This is a genomic window from Parendozoicomonas sp. 2304DJ65-17 (genome assembly GCF_058148445.1).
On the sequence record NZ_JBYVJV010000004.1, the window covers coordinates 134,560 to 153,354 of the forward strand.

13 protein-coding genes are annotated in these 18,795 nt (G+C 49.6%); 3 read left to right on the forward strand and 10 right to left on the reverse strand.

The window, feature by feature from the left end:
- Positions 1-7 precede the first annotated feature (7 nt).
- Complete coding sequence (locus ACY2RR_RS12660; protein WP_490108516.1) at positions 8-571, forward strand: DUF6931 family protein; 564 nt, start codon at positions 8-10, stop codon at positions 569-571.
- 4 nt (positions 572-575) lie between these two features.
- Here the strand turns inward: ACY2RR_RS12660 and ACY2RR_RS12665 are convergent, their stop codons facing one another.
- Genes ACY2RR_RS12665 through ACY2RR_RS12695 form a run of 7 tightly spaced genes read right to left on the reverse strand, consistent with a single transcriptional unit; the run spans position 576 to position 10,260 of the window.
- Complete coding sequence (locus tag ACY2RR_RS12665; protein WP_490108517.1) at positions 576-2,603, reverse strand: hypothetical protein; 2,028 nt, start codon at positions 2,601-2,603, stop codon at positions 576-578.
- Between the two features lie 15 nt (positions 2,604-2,618).
- Positions 2,619-3,362, reverse strand: coding sequence for a protein kinase domain-containing protein (locus tag ACY2RR_RS12670; RefSeq protein ID WP_490108518.1), 744 nt, complete (start codon positions 3,360-3,362; stop codon positions 2,619-2,621).
- On the reverse strand, positions 3,359-6,835 hold the full coding sequence (tssM, locus tag ACY2RR_RS12675) for a type VI secretion system membrane subunit TssM (protein WP_490108519.1): 3,477 nt from the start codon (positions 6,833-6,835) through the stop codon (positions 3,359-3,361). Before tssM ends, ACY2RR_RS12670 begins: the two co-directional genes overlap by 4 nt.
- Positions 6,832-7,620, reverse strand: coding sequence for a type IVB secretion system protein IcmH/DotU (icmH, locus tag ACY2RR_RS12680; RefSeq protein ID WP_490108520.1), 789 nt, complete (start codon positions 7,618-7,620; stop codon positions 6,832-6,834). The genes tssM and icmH overlap by 4 nt, the downstream gene beginning before the upstream one ends.
- Positions 7,620-8,951 (reverse strand): type VI secretion system baseplate subunit TssK, encoded by a 1,332-nt coding sequence (tssK, locus tag ACY2RR_RS12685; RefSeq protein ID WP_490108521.1) that lies wholly within the window; start codon positions 8,949-8,951, stop codon positions 7,620-7,622. The genes icmH and tssK overlap by 1 nt, the downstream gene beginning before the upstream one ends.
- Positions 8,948-9,451, reverse strand: coding sequence for a type VI secretion system lipoprotein TssJ (gene tssJ / locus ACY2RR_RS12690; RefSeq protein ID WP_490108522.1), 504 nt, complete (start codon positions 9,449-9,451; stop codon positions 8,948-8,950). The genes tssK and tssJ overlap by 4 nt, the downstream gene beginning before the upstream one ends.
- On the reverse strand, positions 9,448-10,260 hold the full coding sequence (locus ACY2RR_RS12695; RefSeq protein WP_490108523.1) for an FHA domain-containing protein: 813 nt from the start codon (positions 10,258-10,260) through the stop codon (positions 9,448-9,450). The genes tssJ and ACY2RR_RS12695 overlap by 4 nt, the downstream gene beginning before the upstream one ends.
- Positions 10,261-10,401: 141 nt before the next feature.
- Here ACY2RR_RS12695 and ACY2RR_RS12700 point away from each other — a divergent pair, with 141 nt between their 5' ends.
- Both ACY2RR_RS12700 and ACY2RR_RS12705 read left to right on the forward strand, forming a co-directional pair.
- The gene (locus ACY2RR_RS12700) at positions 10,402-14,670 is read left to right on the forward strand and encodes a PAS domain-containing protein (RefSeq protein WP_490108524.1); all 4,269 of its coding nucleotides are present in this window, start codon (positions 10,402-10,404) and stop codon (positions 14,668-14,670) included.
- Between the two features lie 74 nt (positions 14,671-14,744).
- A complete protein-coding gene (locus ACY2RR_RS12705; protein ID WP_490108525.1) occupies positions 14,745-15,917 on the forward strand; it encodes a hypothetical protein in 1,173 nt (390 codons plus the stop codon).
- On the opposite strand, the gene ACY2RR_RS12710 is transcribed toward ACY2RR_RS12705, so the two are convergent.
- From ACY2RR_RS12710 to rmuC, 3 genes are all read right to left on the reverse strand, one after another.
- On the reverse strand, positions 15,859-16,665 hold the full coding sequence (locus tag ACY2RR_RS12710; RefSeq protein ID WP_490108526.1) for an SDR family oxidoreductase: 807 nt from the start codon (positions 16,663-16,665) through the stop codon (positions 15,859-15,861). The genes ACY2RR_RS12705 and ACY2RR_RS12710 overlap by 59 nt on opposite strands.
- A 340-nt stretch (positions 16,666-17,005) precedes the next feature.
- Complete coding sequence (gene ppnP, locus ACY2RR_RS12715) at positions 17,006-17,287, reverse strand: pyrimidine/purine nucleoside phosphorylase (protein WP_490108527.1); 282 nt, start codon at positions 17,285-17,287, stop codon at positions 17,006-17,008.
- Positions 17,288-17,355: 68 nt separating this feature from the next.
- Positions 17,356-18,771: a DNA recombination protein RmuC gene (gene rmuC / locus ACY2RR_RS12720; RefSeq protein ID WP_490108528.1), complete on the reverse strand. Its 1,416-nt coding sequence runs from the start codon at positions 18,769-18,771 to the stop codon at positions 17,356-17,358.
- Positions 18,772-18,795: the final 24 nt, after the last annotated feature.

The following is an 18,795-nucleotide window of genomic DNA, read 5'->3' on the forward strand; positions in this document are numbered from 1 at the left end:
CACATTTATGCTGATTAAAATGCCCTACCCCAAAGCGATACAGATTACTGAGCGCTACAAACCATCGGAAGAACTGTTGAATAACTTAACATCGGAGCAGTCACCCGAGCAGTTGATAAAGTTACTGGAGCAAGAAAAACTTTATCAGGATCTTGTCGTTTTTCTGGCTCACGGCCTACCGCCCAGGGAATGCATTGCCTGGGGCTTAGCTTGCTGCAATGGTGTGGAAGCGCAATACAACCAAGCTGAAAAAGAAGCGTTAGTTGCTGCCAAGATCTGGTATAAACAACCTGACGAACCAAACCGACGATTTGCGGAACAGGCAGCCCAGAAAGCAGAGCTGCAAACAGCTCCCGGATGGGTCGCTCAGGCGGTATTCTGGAGCAGTGGTAGTATTACTGCACCAGACACACCTGTCGTTGCTCCACCAGCCTGGCTTTACTGCCATGCTATTTCTGGCGCAGTTAATCTGGCAGCCGTTCTTCCCGATGGCAGTGAAGCTGACAAACGTTACCCGTCATTTATCAAATACGGGTTAAGTTTGGCTGCTGGCGAAGCTCTCCCCCTATAACAAATCACGTTCCGTAGCGACGATCCTGGGTAGCAAACTTGGCAAACATCCAATCGTAATTAATATCTGTATTTACAGTTTTAGCTAACAGGTTAATATCTACCGGCTTGCGCATATTTGCCTCGCTTGCGCCCTTGTACCAAGTATCTGAAGCAACCTGCAGTTTGGAGAAAGCATCGGTCAACGCATTTTCATCCACACCGGTCTTACGTCCTGAACCTGTGTCATAGGTGTAGAAGGAAGATTGGGTATGACCAGTGAACCCTGCTACAGACTGCTCATCTGGCATCGCACCATAGCTGGCGCCGGGCTTACGGGGTTGTTGCTTATAAAGGTGCTCTGCATCTTGGTCTAAGGACGCAATGCAGGAGCTGATAATGGCAATACATTCTCTGGACAATGCCCGTACTTCCGAAACATCAGCCATGCTGTCAACCGCTTCCACAACCCGATTCATATGCTTGGCAAAGGAACTGTTTCGGGTGTGAGTAGAGCTGTTGAGTTTTTTCCTGATCATCCACAACGATGGCACGATTGCCATATCGTAGGCTGCAAGTCCCAGAGCTAATGGAGATATGCCAAAGTCTGTGGTAATTTTGCTGCCAATGCCCAATGTGGTCTGGGATTCGGCTTTCAGGCTGAAACGTTCGATCCCAGCGGCAAATTCAGCGCTTGCACCGGCCCCAATCCCTGCGGTAAAGGCCTGTCGTCCTTTCACTGAGAAAATCGTCAGTTTTCGTTTCGGATGTTTGATCGCCACCCGTTCTTCCACTGCCGCTTCAAAACCGGCAAAGACTTCCGCGCTGGCACCGAACCGCACGCCACCACTCTCTACAAAAAATCCGCCTTCAGCACTAGCTTTGGCTCCGGCAAACATCTCACCGGAAATTCCCAGTTCCAAGGCCTGGGCAACAGTTAATTCAGCATTACCGGTGACCGTAAAACCAATCCAGATATTGGCTTCTCCTCCTGCCCGAACACCAATATTTCCTGACTCTTCCCAGGAACCGGCTTTGTTTTCCGTATCCATAGGATCATAGGAGTGTTGGGCACCCGCCATTCCACCCAGCCCGGCACGGGCAGATACCCCGGCAGAACCTCCCGCTCCCAGCTTGGAATGGGCTTCTGCTTTGGCGTGAATCACCTGAAATTTATTGCCGAACATACGGCGAAATGCGTCATTGGTTACCGCGAAGGCGTATTCCGTTTCAACCTCAACATCACCGCGCATACCGGCTTCGGCTTCTATCCCGGCCGCGGCCGCCGCATTCAGTTGTTCTCTGTTATAAGTGGCCGTTGCTTCACCACTGCCTTCAACATAAAGCGCGCCACCAGCCTTCACCTGATGACGCCAGGGGCTGTTACCGTGGGTATCTCTGCTGTCATACTCAAAATCACGGCCAATCATGGCTCTGGCCTCACCACGAACAACCGCTTTACCAACAGCCAGCGTACTTTCTTCAACTTCCATCTGGGTATCTGTTTCGCGGCCCCTATCCCGGCGATTCGCCCAGCGATACCAGGTTTCCCAGCCATCATAAATACTGCCCTGATAACGTCCCAGAACAGCTCTGGAAGAGGCCGCGAGAATTTGCAGTTTTATCCGGGAATGAGCCAAATCGCTAAGAGTCTTCACCTTATATTCATGGTGGGTCATGAATTCATGCAGAAGACGCTGTTTATCTTTGATAATACCAGTAGCAATACTGTTCCGAATCAGCATCAGCTTACGCTGCTGCTCAACAGGTGTCGGATAGTAAACCTCTACCTCATTGGGAAAATGCTTGGCAATCAGCTCAACCATGGCCTTCCATAACGGATCGGTCATAATTTGCTGGCTGCTGGTTGTTTTCAGTTTACGTTCAAGAGATGTATACACTTGGTCCAGTGCCTGCTGAACATGTTCGGTTCTGGTATCACGGGTATATCGCCAGCTCGCCATTCTGGCCAGCCAGGTACCAACCAGCCCCGTCAGCTGGCCTAATGGCACATCCGCAGGGTTTGCGTTATTTATCAGCTCAGAGAAACGCATAAAACATCCTCGGCTTTACCAGCCCAGTGCCTGTACAGCCAGATCCTGCGCAGTAAGGTCATTTGGGTATTCCAGGGAGTATTGAAGAAAGTGCCACTGTCGGCGGCTTAACCGGCTGGGTCGATCAAGTCTCCGGGACCAGCGACTGAAATCAGTTCGAGCCGGACCGGGAACAGGTGGCTGCCCGGTTAAAAGAAGACATGACAACAATAATAAACTGTAAACATCATCCGTGGGCGACACCCGCCCTTTACCTTCCAGCAAAGCAGGACTGCTCCAGGCTGGTCGCACCTGACGACGCCAGGGGTACCTTTTGCCAAGAGCCAGGGAGGCACCAAAATCCAGCAGCCAGACTTTACTGCCATGAAGCTGAACATTCGCCGGGCAGATATCACAATGGGCCCAGCCTCTCTGGTGACACATAGTTAAAATGCGGGAGAGTCTTGCAATTAACCAACCTGCCCGTTCTGGGAATAGGTTTCTCGCTCTCGAATCGGCAATTGTGTTTCCCGGAATACGATCAAGCACCAGCCAGCACCGTCGGCGTTCCCGAAAACATTGTCGTAAGCCCACCACGCCCTGAAAGGAGAGCTGCTGCAAAATATCGGCTTCCTTTTGAAAGCGGCCTTCATCAGCGCAAGGCAGGAAAGGCCCTTTAACAATAAAAAGCTTGCCGGTCACTGTATCCCGGGTTTCACGGGCAAAACGCCCATAAACCTGGCCGGTAAACTCCATTCCAGGAATTATTGGCAGATTCACAGAAGGTGCTCCGGCATTTGCAGACGTCCAAAAATCTCCGATGGCATAAGCTGTCCAGGTGGGCGAATCACAAACTCACTGCGATATTGCCGCTGGCTGATATCAATACGGAATTCACCAAAACCTGCTGGAGATACGCGCCCGGATTCCAGCCAGCGCAGCCAGCGCCATGGCCCCCGCCAGGTTTGTTCAGCAAGTAACAGGTCATCACTGAATAAGCTCTGTACCAGAGGAACATCCGGGCTGCTTCCCATCCATTTGAATAACTGCCACTGGGAAGGCCCGTGCCTGCCTGTTAAAACACCACTGTCACTATCCAGTCTTAACAAGGTCACTTTCGGGCTCATGGCTTCAACCCGCACTTCAAGGTCCAGTTCCATCCGACTACTGGTTGAAAACAGTAACCGACGGAGGTCTGATGCAATCGAAGCCTGTTCCCAGATCGCTGGCACCAGTGGTACAGATATCCCCAGAAAAGATTTGGGAGTGAACCCTGTACGACCAGTACCGTCTACATAAGTTACGGTAAATGGGCTCAGGCAATTGGAGCTAAACTCATCAAATACTCCACCTTTGCCGAAGAAGGCCTCTACAACGGCAGGAGAGGCATCTTTTCCACTACTGTTGAACGGATAATTATTTTCCAGATCACCTTCCCATATCGGCCTCACATGACTCTGCCATGCAGTATTAATCTGTTCTGCAGTTCCCTGAAACAACCTTTTTAACACTGTCAGGTAAACATTATTCATCAAACGGCTGGGGGAATCCGGCAGTCCCTCTATTAGTCCGCTCCCCCAAGGAACAGCATCGGCATTGCCTTCCAACTGGGCCTTCATCAATTTAAAAGAGTGTGCTGTTCCGCCTACACCGGTAAGCGCCGGATGAACAGCACTGTATAGCTGGTTCAACAGCTGAGTAACGGCATCCATTGCTCCAGTATTTTCGCCTGACACTTCTTTATAACGGGTGTAGTCTGAAAACCGTCGTGCCATGCCAGCCATAATGATGGCCTGTGCATTACTGGTTTCGGGTAGAGCTTTCTTTCTCAGGAAACTGGCAACACCGCCAGAAGGCTTTTCGGAAAGTTTATTGGGTATGCCACTTTTCTTAGCTGGACTGTCCTTTGCAAGCGCATCACCTGAAGTAGTTTGCGTATCTTTTATCAGCTGGGTATTTGTAACAACCGTTTCAATTAACTCCTCCAAGGGTGACTGCCCCGGTGTCCCCAACTTCAAAAGCAAAGATGACAATTGTGTTCCACTGCTCACAGCGCGGAGAGAGAGGGTTGATAAAAACTGTTGCCAAAACTCCGCATAACGCTGAAAGTAGATTTCCTCCATCTCCTGGATCACCAGCAGTTTTTCCTTTCTGGAAACAACTGGATTCAGTGGATGAAAAATAGCTTGTCGAACGCCAATATAAACATTTAACAAGGGGCTATCAGGATTAAAATCCAGCTGTGAAGCTGCTTTAGCGGTATACAGTGTCGGAAATCCTGCCCCTGTCAGTTCTTGAGAAGGTTCGAAAACTTCCAAAAAGCTGCGACTGAATACTTGTTCCAGAGAAACTTTGTTAAAGCCTTTTAAACCAGCAACATTCAGCAGGAAAACGGACCCTGACCCTATTTGCTGCCAGCGCTTTCGCATGGCCTCCATAAATTCACTGTTGCGCTCAGCGGGTGTACCCGGATGATCCAGCATGGTGACTAGCTGAGCGGTAAAAACATCTTCAAGACGTGGATGAGTTTCGCCCAAAACGTTTCTAACCAGTTGCTGAATAGCAGCACTTGTCGGTCGAATACCAGGTTGTCCGGTCAGGGACAGATAAAACTGAACATTGGTCACCAGTCGGTCCGGACGCCCCTGACCAATATCACTGATAACAGCTGATGCCAGCCACTTTAAAAGCAAAGGTCGCAGCCAGGTTGCCAGCTGCTCCTGCCATAGTTGATTGAGCACCTTCCCCTGTCCATAATGAATAAACCAAGTAGATATGTACCAGGGAACTGGTGCCTGGAATTCCTGCACAATCCCCTGCAGGCTACCTAACCAGCGAATCTGATCCAGCAGATCATCGCCTGGTGGCGCGGAGCTGAGATTGTCCCAGGAATCCTGTAATTCCATGCCCCGGTGTTGCACATACTTCAGGTTTTCATAGGTCCACATCCCTGTTGCCAGAATCAGTAGCAGACAAAAAGACAACCAGCTCGAGCAAAACATACGCCAGCGCCATTCCCGAGACATATTCCGCCCAGCCAGCCCGCTTTCCGGTAACAGAACTCCCGGCACAATTCCCCGGGTAAACAACGCTGGTACACCAGAAGCTAAAGGATGCTCAACTGGGCCGGTAAATCCATACCGCCCCTGAAGATAATTCGCCAGAAGATCCTCTGTCGGGGTTTCACCACCACGCCCCGTAAGAAAATAGCCCCGCAGATGCAGAGGGACACCCAGCGGGTGATTACTGAAAACACCTTCCATCATTTCTGCCAGCCTTGGTGCCAGCAACTGCAGCTGCCAGGACAGTGTCACCACATCAGTGCGATGGCTTTTCTCATTCTCCTCGTTCAGGGCAAGGGTCAACCGTCCTTCAATCCGGCTACGCAACTCTCCCCAGCTTTTCTCAAACCAGCCACGGTCGTATGTTTTCTGCAGCCGGGCATCTTCAACCAAGGCTCCCAGGCTCTGTTCAACTTCACCTGCCAGAGCCATTCGAAAAGCTCCGGAAAAACCTGCCAACCGATCACACTGGGTTACGACAAGATAAACGGGTAACTTCTGGCCAAAGATATGCCCGGTCTCCCGCAGACGCCGCCGGAGGAATATCGCCTGCTGCTCACGTTGCTCCATATCACCTGAAGTCAGCAGTGTCACAGGCAACGTGGCGATCACACCATTCAGGCAACGCCGCGGACGTTCATTCAATAGCTGCCGCATGCTCCGTTCCCAGAGCCGGATATCGCTTTCACCCTCCATCTGCTCATACAACCGGCCCCAGATTTTCACCACAAGCAGGTGTTCACTACACCACACTTCCATATATTCCGAAGCTAGCTCCAGCTGGGGAGTGCGCATACGTACCAGGCCAAATGACTTTAACAACAGGGTTTTACCCGCCCCCTGAGGACCAATCATCAGGTACATTGGCAACTGATAGGGGTTGCTGTCAGTCCTTTCTTTCAGCAGCCGAAACACAGAGCGAATAGCTTCCTGAACCTCCCGCTCCCGATGAACATTCTCACGGGCGAGGTCTTCTTTGTTCTGACGAGCTTCCCGCTGTTCCGGAGACAGGTTTTTATTTTTACGTTTGCGTCGCCAGCGAACAACGATAGAAATCAGCGCAACCACAATCATGACGCTGAGAAAGAGGGAAACGGACCACCAGCCAAATTGTTTCAGCAACAGCCAGCCAATACTGGCCAGGCCAACACCACCACTGAGAATAATCAGTACAAGCTGCAGAGGATTCATAATTGTTTACCTGCAGCACTCTGGGATTCCATGATATTTTTTTGCAGGGAAACTTCCCGGCCATAGCGGCCACCTGCCACCAGCAGGATGATCCCCATCAGAACCAGTGCGATCGTGGTAATACGCCCAAACCGGAAACGCAACAGGCCAGATCGTTCCCTGACTGAAGGCATCTGTCTGCATTCCAGTGCCCGGGCTGGAGCAATTCTCTGCAGCACACGATAGAGTTCATACCCGGTGGACTGCCATTGCTCGGGTTTATTATGATACTGTCCGGTGAAACCGAGGCGTAACAACACATACTGCAACTCAAGAAGATCAACCATTATCTCAGGCTGAAGACGAGCTTGTTCCAGTAACTGGTAAAACAGTTCACCGCCATTTCTTCGTCCGTAGATACGGCTAAGCAACGTATCATTAGCCCAACCGGATAAACGCCCCCACTCTGTTCGAAGAACCGCCTCATCCATAGCGGCACAGAACACCAGCCCACACTTTTCCAGCGCCCATGGATGACAGGCCATAAAGGCCCCTTCTGTACGAATCCGGATAAGCTGTTCCTGAATCTGTTCACGCATTCGGTTCACATCCGTGGGGCGCCCCATTCTTGGTATAAGGGCAATCAACGCCAGCAGATCAGAACCAAGACGCATTAGGATATTGCAACGAACAGAGCTATCTGGATTATCCAGCGCAAAGGTGCGATCCGCTGGCGGGGCATCCTCAACAATGCGGGCTTGCTCTCCGTGCCCCTCAACAACCAGAGTGTCATCATCCCCGGTCATCAGAGACTGTCTCCGGTGCGAATCACATAAAGAGTTAACTCTACATCTGGCAGTCGTTCATCAATATGAATAACCAAACGATCAGCAGCCGCAATCAACTCCCGCCACAGTGAATCACTTCTATCAACTTCAAAGTAAGCGATATCCGGCTGACTCTGGAGTTCCGCTGGAGCTACCGGCATCTGTTCAAGACGTATCCCCGGTAAGGCACTGCACACCAGTTCATCTATACGTCGGGAGCCGACTAACTTGCTGGCATTCACAAATCGTTGTCCAGTCATAACTACACCAAGACTGGACTTCACCGCTAAAATCACACGCCCTCCCTGTAAGCGTTCCGAGCCTTCTTCTTCCAGAACAAGAAGTCGTTTTTCCGCAAACTGATCCTGGTTCCATTCAATAACCAGAACCCGCTCATCAGCCATGCTACTGAGCACTCTTCTCAAACTACGGAACAGCACCATCATGGCTGGCCCTGGATCACTGTGATTAAACGGCGGGATATCAGGTAACGGTTCAGGCATCAGCGCCAGAATATCTCCAAGGCACATAGCCAGCTCCCGATGCATATCGGCACAGGACATATTTGAGCTGGCAGCAAACCAGGGTTGCCAGCGGTTAAGAGTTTGCAACCAGAGCAGATCCAGCACTCGCATCTGGCGACTTTTGGCTTGGGCTCCAGCCTGCAGACGTTGACAGGCCTGACGCGACCGCTGAATCATCAGGGCCAGTAATTCATTGAGTTGCTCCAGTATTACCGGAGAAGCAGAAACATCCAGACATGGCGGAACAAAACTGCCGTTAACAATCAATGAGCCATCGCTGTGCATCTCCCCGATTTCCAGAATCGGGATCAGGGAGTAACAACTCATATCCCAGCCCTCAAGCTGCAACGACATGTTTAAACAACACTGCTCGATAGCAATCACATCGTTGTCGGAAGAACAGTCATCCACCACATCTGCTGAAAAACTGGTGTAACGAATTGTTGGCGAAGCATCCCTGACCGTATTGACCTGACCGGGACGATACAGAGGCACAGCCAGATAAATCTTTTTGTTCACCGTACCTGGAGGAACCTGCAGAACAAGCTCTTCCGAGGAAACAAAAGGAGTTCCATCAGGGAAAACCCCCTGAACAGACATAATCCTGACCCTACCCACCTGAAACTGTGACTTATCAATTTCAAGGCTGCGAATCCCCCAGCTTTCCCCAAACCGGCTGTTCATCCAGTCACGAACGAAATTGTGCATATACCGGTCGTGCTGCTGAAAATGCTGAGGGGTGATAAACATCCCTTCCAGCCAGACAGTATTATTCGCAGAGTTCATTGGTATCCCTCTGTCAAGACAACACGCAAACCTTCTACGGTGAGCTGAACATTGCCAGACTGCATAATGGGTAAAGTCGCTGAAGGGCTGCCCTCTCGGTATTGGCTATAGCCCGCCAATGCGGCCAGACAACCAGCCCCTTTAACCAGAGGAATATCCAAGGTTAGCGTCTGTCCGGGATGAAGGGGAGCCAACTCCCGGGTGTAAAGAAGTTGGGATCCCAGAAAATGATCTGCCTGATTGTAGAGATCAAGAAACCGGAACTGGCCAAAAGCATCGCAATCGGGAAGTTCATAAATCCTGAGTACAACTGGACATGGACGCCCATAAGTGTCTGGATTTACATAATCCGCCCCCCTGACTGACAACTTGATGATGCCTGCCAGTACCGGCTGGGAATCTTTGGGCGTTGAATCACCACCAAACCAGCTGCAGCCTGCCAAAGACACCACACAGATACACAACCATCGCCGTATAGAAAACATATATTGCAGACTCATGCGCCCCCACTACCCAGACCACCAGAACGGAGCACCCATTCCCGAAGACGTACATGCAGCTCGCCGGTTCGCTCCAGCTGTTGATGGTAGCTACGGTAAAGTGACCACCAGGATTGTCGCCGCCAGCCCTTTCCCCGCCAGGGAGCCAGTTTGTGCTCCAGTCGTTCAGGGCTGAATTCACGCAGCATTTCATCCGCCAGAGCATCAATACTCGCAAGACCATGGGCGAAAGGAGCACCGTGCCCACCTTCCCAGGAAGAGAGCACCATATTTTCACTAGCCTCTATGCTGGATCGATCCGGAATATCAAAAGCATCGCCAGATACAGAAGGTGAAATAGCTGCTATGGATGTATCAGGCACAACTCGCTCCGTCAGCATTGGGGGGCTCTTGGTATTCGGTAACAGATCATCTGAAGCCACTTCACCTGATGTTGCTTCCTCGGCCACCACAGGTTCGGGAATCGCATCATTGGAGCGCGATTTCTCCGCAGAAGGATTGCTGACCAGCAAGCGATACTCCCCTAACGTCAACAGGTCTCCGTCATGCAGTTTTCTTTGCCCTGCGGTGCCAGCCACAATAGATTCACCATTCACCTGCAACCCATTCCGGCTCAGGTTGCACACTGTGTAGTCATTCCCATGACGACTGATTTCACAATGCTGGCGGGACAAAACACGACTGCTGTCTGACAAGCGAACAGCACAACCTTCACTGCGGCCAATAAGGCCACCATTTTCTGGCAGAGTCAGAACCTGCCCGGTGGGGCGTTCCTGTTCAGGCCAGGCGATCATTGTCAGGGTCAGCACGTAAAGTTATCCGTTACCACTATCGGAAAGGCGCTCTAAATATTGTTCACTGGCGCGGTTTTGCAAGCCCGGCAGCTAACTGGAAAAACTACGCCTATCCTGTAAGCGGATTTTTAACTGGTAACCGGTCGAGTCTGAGATATGGCTGAACCTGAAGTTCCTTCGAAGCAAGCAGCTTCCACCCGGCTATCGGAAGGATGTTTTTCTGATGTTTCCTCTGACAATCTGTCTTCACTACTAAACGCTCTTCCCGGGGTACATTTTCGTTATCAACATATCCCGGACAAAAAAGGATGTTTTCTGAAAATTACCGGAGAGCCTGAAAAGCTTTTTGGCCTATCAGCGGCTGCCTTAATCACAGACTCCCGACTCCTGTGGCGCAGATGCATCCGCACTGATCTGCAAAAGCTGGAAAGTACGATTGTTCAGTGTGTGCAGAATGGTACGACCTTAAATATAAACTGGAAGATTCGTTTTCAGCATGGCTTACGAGAGCTGAGTGCCCGGGCAGTTTGCAGTCAGGTCAATCCAGACAAAAGCCAGATATGGGCAGGTGTTATCCAACCCGCTGAGGAGATCAGCATGGATTGTCGGAACAGCCGCCTATCCCAGAGAGTTGTCGACCGTATTCCCTGCTTTATTCACCGTTTTCGATATTTCCCTGACGACACTTCAAAGTTTGAATATGTCAGTCAAGGAGTGGAAGAAGTTCTCGGATACACAACCGATGAACTTTACAAAAATGGAAACATTATCTGGGAATCGATGCATCCCGATGACCAGGACAGAGTTCACAAACGAATGATGAGAAACATTCAGGACAGAACCCTCTGGGACTGTGAGTGGAGAACAATAACCAAAACCGGTGAAGTGCGCTGGATTCGGGAAAAAGGCAACCCACCTGAACTGATGGAAGATGGGAGTAAAGTCTGGGAGTGCATGATTGAAGATGTCTCCCGGAAATACAATGTACTCACAGAGTCTGATGATGACTCCAAATTTGTTGAGCAGTCCCTTTATAAAATGCTCAATATTATTCCCGGCATCGTTTTCCAGAGCCGTCACTACCAGGATGGCCATATTGCGTTTGAATATATTTCCGAAGCCGCTGTTGATCTTCTGGGTATAGGTCAGGAAGCGTTAATGGAAGACGCTGACCAGATGTGGACACGTTTTCATCCTGATGATTTACCCGGTTTAATGGAATCTATTCACCAGACTGTGTCCAGCCACAGCGACTGGGATTACACATGGCGGGTATTACACGACGGCGTTAATGAAGTGTGGCTGAGAGGTCTGGGCAGACACTTCGCCACACTGCCGGATGGCAGTATTTTACGGGCTGGAGTGTGCACAGATATCAGCCATGAAAAGGAGCTGAAAGATCAGCTGGATAGCCAGGCTCAGGTTCTGCAAAGCAATCAGCAAACGCTCCAGAAAATTACTGATGTGATTGCCGGTGTGATTGTTCAGGCCCGTTATAACGCTGACGGGCCCATTGAGTATCAGTATGTATCCAAGGGTGTTAAGGAACTGTTCGGAATCACCCGTGAAAGCCTGATGGCCGACAGCCAGTTATTCTGGAAACTGTGCCATCCTGACGATCGTCAGAAGGTAAAAGCCAGCATTCACCGTGCAATTATCTCTCGTGATGACTGGGAAGACAGCTGGCGTATAAAACGCCCCGATAATGAATTGCGCTGGATCAGGGTTTCCAGTCGTCATTATCGAACTCTTACCGATGGAACATCTGTAAGGGTCAGCTGTTTTGTTGATGTTTCCCATGAACACTCCCTGCAAACCCAACTGGACAGCAAAGACCAGAAACTGCGCCACAGTGAACGAGCCCTGACCGATATAACTGACCTGATGCCCGGCGTGATCATGCAGGTTAACAGGCTGCCACAAACCCACAGTGTGTCCTTTTCTTATATTTCAAAGGGCATACAGGAAGTTTTCGGACTCAAACGTGAACAGCTGGTTAAAAACAGCCAACTGTTCTGGGATATCTGCCACCCTGATGATCTGGATACCGTTAAAAACACAGCACTCAAAGCTACGGATGAACGTAAAGACTGGAATCACAGTTGGCGTATTATCCGACCAGACAATAGTGAGACCCACTGGATAAGGGTTGCCAGCCGGCACTTTCAAACCTTGCCGGACGGGCAGGTTGTCAGGGTAGGATATTTCTTCGATATCACCCATGAAAAACAACTGGAAGCTGATGTGCTGGAAGCCCGCCAGCTGCTTGTTGATGTGAACAATGTGATTCCCGGCTGTGTTTATATGGTTCGCCAAAGCAAGGGAGGCAGCTGGGACTATCCCTTTATGAGCGCTGGCGGGGAAGGTCTGTTTGAGCGGCCACTGGAGAAACTCCGTCAAAACAGCCGGCTTATCCTTGAGTATTGTCACCCCGATGATCGGGAAATGTTGAGTAATAAGCTCAACAATGCCTTCCGCTACAACGGCTTGCTGCATGTAGTCTGGCGTATTATTACACCGTCAGGAAAAGTGAAATGGATCAGGGGGGACTCCCGGCCTTTCCGCACCAACGACGATGGTTCCGTACTCAGAGCAGGTTTTTTTATTGACGTAACCCGTGAGCGCGAACTGGAAGAAAATCTGCAGAAAACAACTCATCGCCTGGAAATGATTCTGCAGGCTATACCCGGCGGGCTCTATCAGTCGGAAGTCACTCCGGACGGTAAACAAACCTTCCTGTTTGCCAACCAGACTGTATGGACTCAGGTCGGGCTACCAGCAGATACTCCTCTAAGTGACAGCTATAAGCTCATTGAAGGTATACTTCCCGAAGACAGGCAGAAGCACAAAGAAAGTTCTGTTATCTCCCATAGTAATCTCAGCTCCCGCCACCTTCGCTTCCGCTTCAAACGTTTTGACAATGGCAAGATTATCCATATCTCAGTTCATACCCAGCCTTCAAGGATAGAAGACTCAGAGAACGTCTTATTTACCGGTGTAGCTCTTGATGTCAGCCACCAGGCTGAGTTGGAAGAGAACCTTCTTGAAGAAAAAATTCGCGCCGAGGAAGCCAGTGTTGCCAAGAGTACTTTCCTGGCCAACGTCAGCCATGAAATGCGTACTCCTCTGAATGGTATTCTCGGCTACGGCCAGTTACTGGCCCATGAGCTGCGCCTGACCGGGCAAGCTGCTCGTAATCTGGTGTCTCTGCGCCAGTGCAGCGATCATCTTCTCGCAGTAATCAATGAAGTGCTCGATATGGCCAAGATTGAGAGTGGACGCCTTGAGCTCGACCTCAAATCCATGGCTCTGTACCGTTTACTTGATGAAGTCGAGTCGGTGATTTCACCTCTGGCAGATAATAAAGGTCTTGAGTTCCAACTCAATACCAGCCAGGACCTTCCAGGTTATATCAAAGGTGATGCCACACGACTTCGCCAGATACTGATCAATATTCTTAACAATGCTGTGAAATTTACTCCCAAGGGAGAAGTTTCATTGCAGGTTTCTATTGAAAGCGAGCAGATCAAGTTCAGTATTAAGGATACCGGCTGTGGTATTCCCCAATCCCGTATCGATAAGATTTTCCAGCCTTTTGAACGCATGGATGTTCACCATGCCGTTGAAGGAACCGGCCTTGGACTTGCAATTACCCGCCGTATTGTCGAAGCACTTCACGGCACAATAACACTGGAGAGCGAAGAAGGTTCTGGTAGCTGTTTCACTGTACTGCTGCCCTGTGAAGAGGCAGAGGCTATCGAAGAGTCTGCCGAAGCATCTGATTTTGAGCTGCAAAAGCTCAAGCTTGATAATCCTCCAAAACTGCTAGTTGTTGATGATCGAGAGTCCAATCGTGATGTTATGAAGCAGTGGCTGGAACTAGGGGGATTCGACATATCTATGGCAGCTAACGGTCAGGAGGCTCTCGATCATCTGCGCAGCAAGCCCTGCGATCTTGTATTGGCGGATTTGCGCATGCCGGTTATGAGTGGGCTGGAAATGATGGAAATTATCAAGAACGATGAACAGTTACAGGGTATTCCCTGTATTGCTGTATCTGCCAGTGTGTTCCCGGAACAGGTGCGAAAAGTTCTTGTGGCAGGGTTCCGCACATTTCTGCCAAAACCCTGCAATCTGGGCACCCTGTTTTCAACCATTTATGAAGTTCTGGATCTTAAACCAGAGCCCAGCGGGAAGAAGGAAGCAACACCTGAGAGCGATCAACAGGAGAAACCGATACCCTTCCCGGAAGCCGAGCGGGCAACCATTATGGATATGCTGGATATGGGGGATATCGAAGGGCTTCAGGAACACATTCACACCCTTCGTGAGACACCTGGATTAAGAACTGTCGCAGAGAAGCTCAGCCATTGTCTGGATGAACTGGATATGGAGGGGTTCCGGCAGATATTGCGGGATAGCTAATATAACAGCCTGGTTATGGATTATCAGAAAGAAATACTAGAGGGTTTAGCGGTTTAAAATGTGTGGACTCTCCGATGCAGCCATCAACACCCTCGGCAGGAAATTTAACGAGTACTAGTATTTCCAAACATGCCTCCACCAGAAGACAAAGTTACAGGCATCTGGGTAAAGCCACCCCTTACTATGGTCATTCGGTCACTCGGAAAAAGCCTCGGCAGGACCGGTATATTCAGACTCGCCAGGACATCGAAGCTTCCACGCCTGTTTCATCATCAAGCTCCCCCGTAGCAACCACTACAGATATCCCAGACATCCCCCCTTCCGTATGCCCTCCTTATATTGCCAGAGAGTGGTGGAAAAGATATATGATGCTGAAAAGTGATCATGATGCAGGAATAGCTTTTGATGATGTCAAGAATCGAAAAACGGCTAGAGATTTGAAGGAATGGTTTATAAACCAACGTAAGGAGGTGGGACGCTCAGCTTTAAGTCAACACGGTCTAAAGTTGAACGCTGTTGAAAGGAGAACCATTTATAAACGTATACAAACGTGGGTTTTGGACAATTTTGAAAACTGGTATTTCCAATCCTGGATTCACCCTGAAGTTAAAGCTTCGCTTATTTTGCTCGATCATCTTGCTGATACTGCCAAAGAAGAAGGCCGCCCATGTACTCCCGCAACCTTATTCACCCTGAATCAGGTTATGTACGAGAATATATGGAACTTAACCATGCGGCCTGGTGCTCCATGTCATATTGCAACTTATACCATGCAGCAGAGCGACTGGATGCGGGATGAGTTAATGGGAAGTTTAATCAAAACCGGGCTGGACCCCCTAAACTTGCCACACCCTTATAGCTTTTATCGGATCTCAACAAATCCCCCTACCCCCGAAGAAGTCAAACGCTGGCAGTATCGCCTCAAAACCCTGAACCACATTTGCGCCCAAAATCCTGCCGAACTAAAACCATGGCATTTAACTGAAATCCAGCATGCTGCAAGTCACATTAGTAATGACAAAGATGAGTCTGACTACATCTCATTACTTTTGCACTGCAAAGCTTTTGCACCAAACTTAGCCAAGAAAATGCCTTGGATAATCAAGATGAAGCCTTTCGCCGTGGAAACAACTTTGGAAGGTCCTGTCCCAGAGCTTTTCTCAATGTTATCACTGAAGCTGACTCACTCTATTCGTACACCATCTTCCTGGTCATCCCGCCATCAATCACAAAGTTCTGCCCTGTAATAAAACCGGCCTTGGATGACAACAGATACCCAACCATCCCAGCAATGTCCTCGGCCTTGCCAACCCGCCCTGCCGGATGTTGGTTATGGCAGGTTTCTGTTAAGTGCACTGGCTTGTCATATTCACTGAAACTTCCGGGGCCAACATCAATCCAGCCGGGGCTGATGCAGTTCACCCGCACCTGACCAGACAAGCTAATCGCTAAAGCGTGGGTCAGAGAAACAACTCCACCTTTAGTGGCTGCATAGGCTTCACTTTGAGGCTCTGACTGCAGCCACCGGGTTGAAGCAATATTGATTATCGCTCCCTGACTCTGCCGCAACATAGGCAGTGCGGCCCTGGTTACAAGAAAGGTCCCGGTCAGGTTAACGTCTATATATTGCTGCCAGTCTTCGAGGGCGAGAAATTCGAAAGGGCCGGTATAGGGTTCAGCAATTGCCGCATTATTAATCACCCCATAAAGGCTGCCAAACCAGTTCTGGACACGGGTCAGAGCTTTATTGATCTGTTCTTCATCGCTGACATCAGCACGAATAAAACGAATATCTCCATAGCTGGCCAACTGTCTTACCAGTTCTTCACCGTCGTCACGCAAACAGTCGAGAACAACAACGCGATAACCATGCCCAAGCAGGTATTTAGCAATACCCTTCCCTATGCCACGAGCACCGCCAGTTACCAGCACTACCGGCTTTTGTTTATCGTGGCCACCATTATGGGAATGTGGAGAATGCTTTTCTGCTGCCATCAAGAAACCCCGCATAGATACAACTGCTAGAGTTGCAACCTTAGCGGAAATTTCCCAGAGCAAAAGTTTGGCGGCAAGAAAGTGCCATGAAAAAAGCCAGCGCCCCCCTCAAAACACTGGCCATAGAGATTTGGTATTCTGAATCATCCCGGTTGTTAACTTAACTCCCTGATGAGGTATATCAGAAAGGTACGCCGGTCTATGAACGGTGCCACTGGCTGATATTGTTATCCGTCCCCCCCCGTCGCATGATTCACACTCTACTAATATCGTGACGAGATGCATTGATACAAATCAACGAAAAATAAGTATTTACACCTACTTACATTATTCACACAATTTATTCATAAGTGCACAGATAGGCTGTATCTGCTTCCACCTGCACTTTGAATACAACATTAGCTGCAACGGTAAACGATTCACTGCTGTGAAAAACTTTCCAGTTATCAGCTTCTGGCAGCAGAACATTCAAAGCACCACTGACAACCGTCATCACTTCTTTTTGGCTGGTGCCAAATTCGTAGTCGCCGGGAGCCATAACACCAACAGTTGAAGGTAACTCCTGCCCCTGAAAAGCGATGGACTTTACCTTACCTTCAAAGTACTCATTGACTGTAAACATTACTTTTTACTCCCGACTTTTCATTATTGTATGCCTGCCATGAGGTTATGGCAGGGGTGGGGAGCTTATCAGGGTAACCTGGCAGACTCTATAGCTTCAGGTGTTTGCTCACTATCACCATCGGCATCCAACTCCGTCGCAGCCCGGTCAAGAAGTTCGGCAGACATCTGCTTTTTCACCTTCACACCCAGCTCAACAAACTGTTGCGCCTGCCGTACAGCATTACCACGACCACTGGAGAATTTATTCATGGCACCGTCATAAGTTTTTCTGGCGGTATCCAGCTGGTTGCCGAGCTTCTGCATATCCTCAGTAAATCCACGAAGTTTGTCGTACAAAGCAGCGGCTTTATCAGCAATCACTTGGGCATTACGGTTCTGGTGCTCGTAGCGCCAGATATTTTCAATAGTTCGCAAAGCCACCAGAAGGTTGGTGGGGCTAACCAGCATAATATTGTTATCCAGCGCTTCCTGAAACAGCTTGGGACTATGCTCAATGGCACTGTAGAACGCAGCCTCAACCGGAATAAACATCAACACATAATCAAGGGTCCGAACCGCTTCAAGATCTTGATAATTTTTCTTTCCCAATCCACGAATATGATTGCGCAGACACTGAACATGAGCCACCAGCGCTTTGCTGCGTTCCTCTTCCGTTTCAGCTTCAACAGAACGGCTGTAATCATTCAGGGAAACTTTGGAATCAACAATCACATCCTTGCCATCGGGCAGATGGACGATCACATCCGGTTGCTGTCGTTCACCTTCATCATTCCGTAAGGACACCTGCCGGATATACTCATGCCCTTCCCGAAGGCCGGATTCTTCCAGCACCCGGTCCAGCACCAGCTCTCCCCAGTTACCCTGCAGTTTTTTATCACCTTTTAAGGCACGGGTAAGGTTCAGCGCCTCTTCACTCATACGCTGATTCAGTTCTTTCAAGCCACTGATTTCATCTTTCAAAGAGCGGCGTTGCTGGGCTTCGCTGTCATAGGCTTGGGACACCTGCTGGCGGAAGTCAGTGATCTGCTGACGGAAAGGCCCCAGCAGGCTTTCCATGGCAACTTTATTCTGCTCAGTAAAGCGGTTGGTTTTATTTTCAAAAATTTTGTTAGCAAGGTTTTCAAACTGCTGCCCCAGTCTTTGCTCAGACTGTTCCAGAACGGTTAATTTTTCTGTGGCGTTTTCCAGGTCTTTGCGGGCAGCCACCAGAGCAAGACCGCGCTTTTCCAGTTCTCGCTCACAAAGAACAAGTTTCTCTTCTTTAACAGACAGTTGCTTCTTCAGTTCCTGATTATTTTCAGACAGGAAAGAGGCCTGTTGTTGGGCTTCCAGAAGCTGGTGAGATTTCTCCTGCCCCTGGTCCCGGTTCTCATTCAATATGCGGTTACGGGTATGGATGGCAGAAAAACGCCATGACAGCAGTGCGGCGATAAAAATAAAAACAAAGGAGAGTGCAAAATAAACGAGTGTTTCAGTTGTCATCAGGTGACGATCCATGCCAAAGGG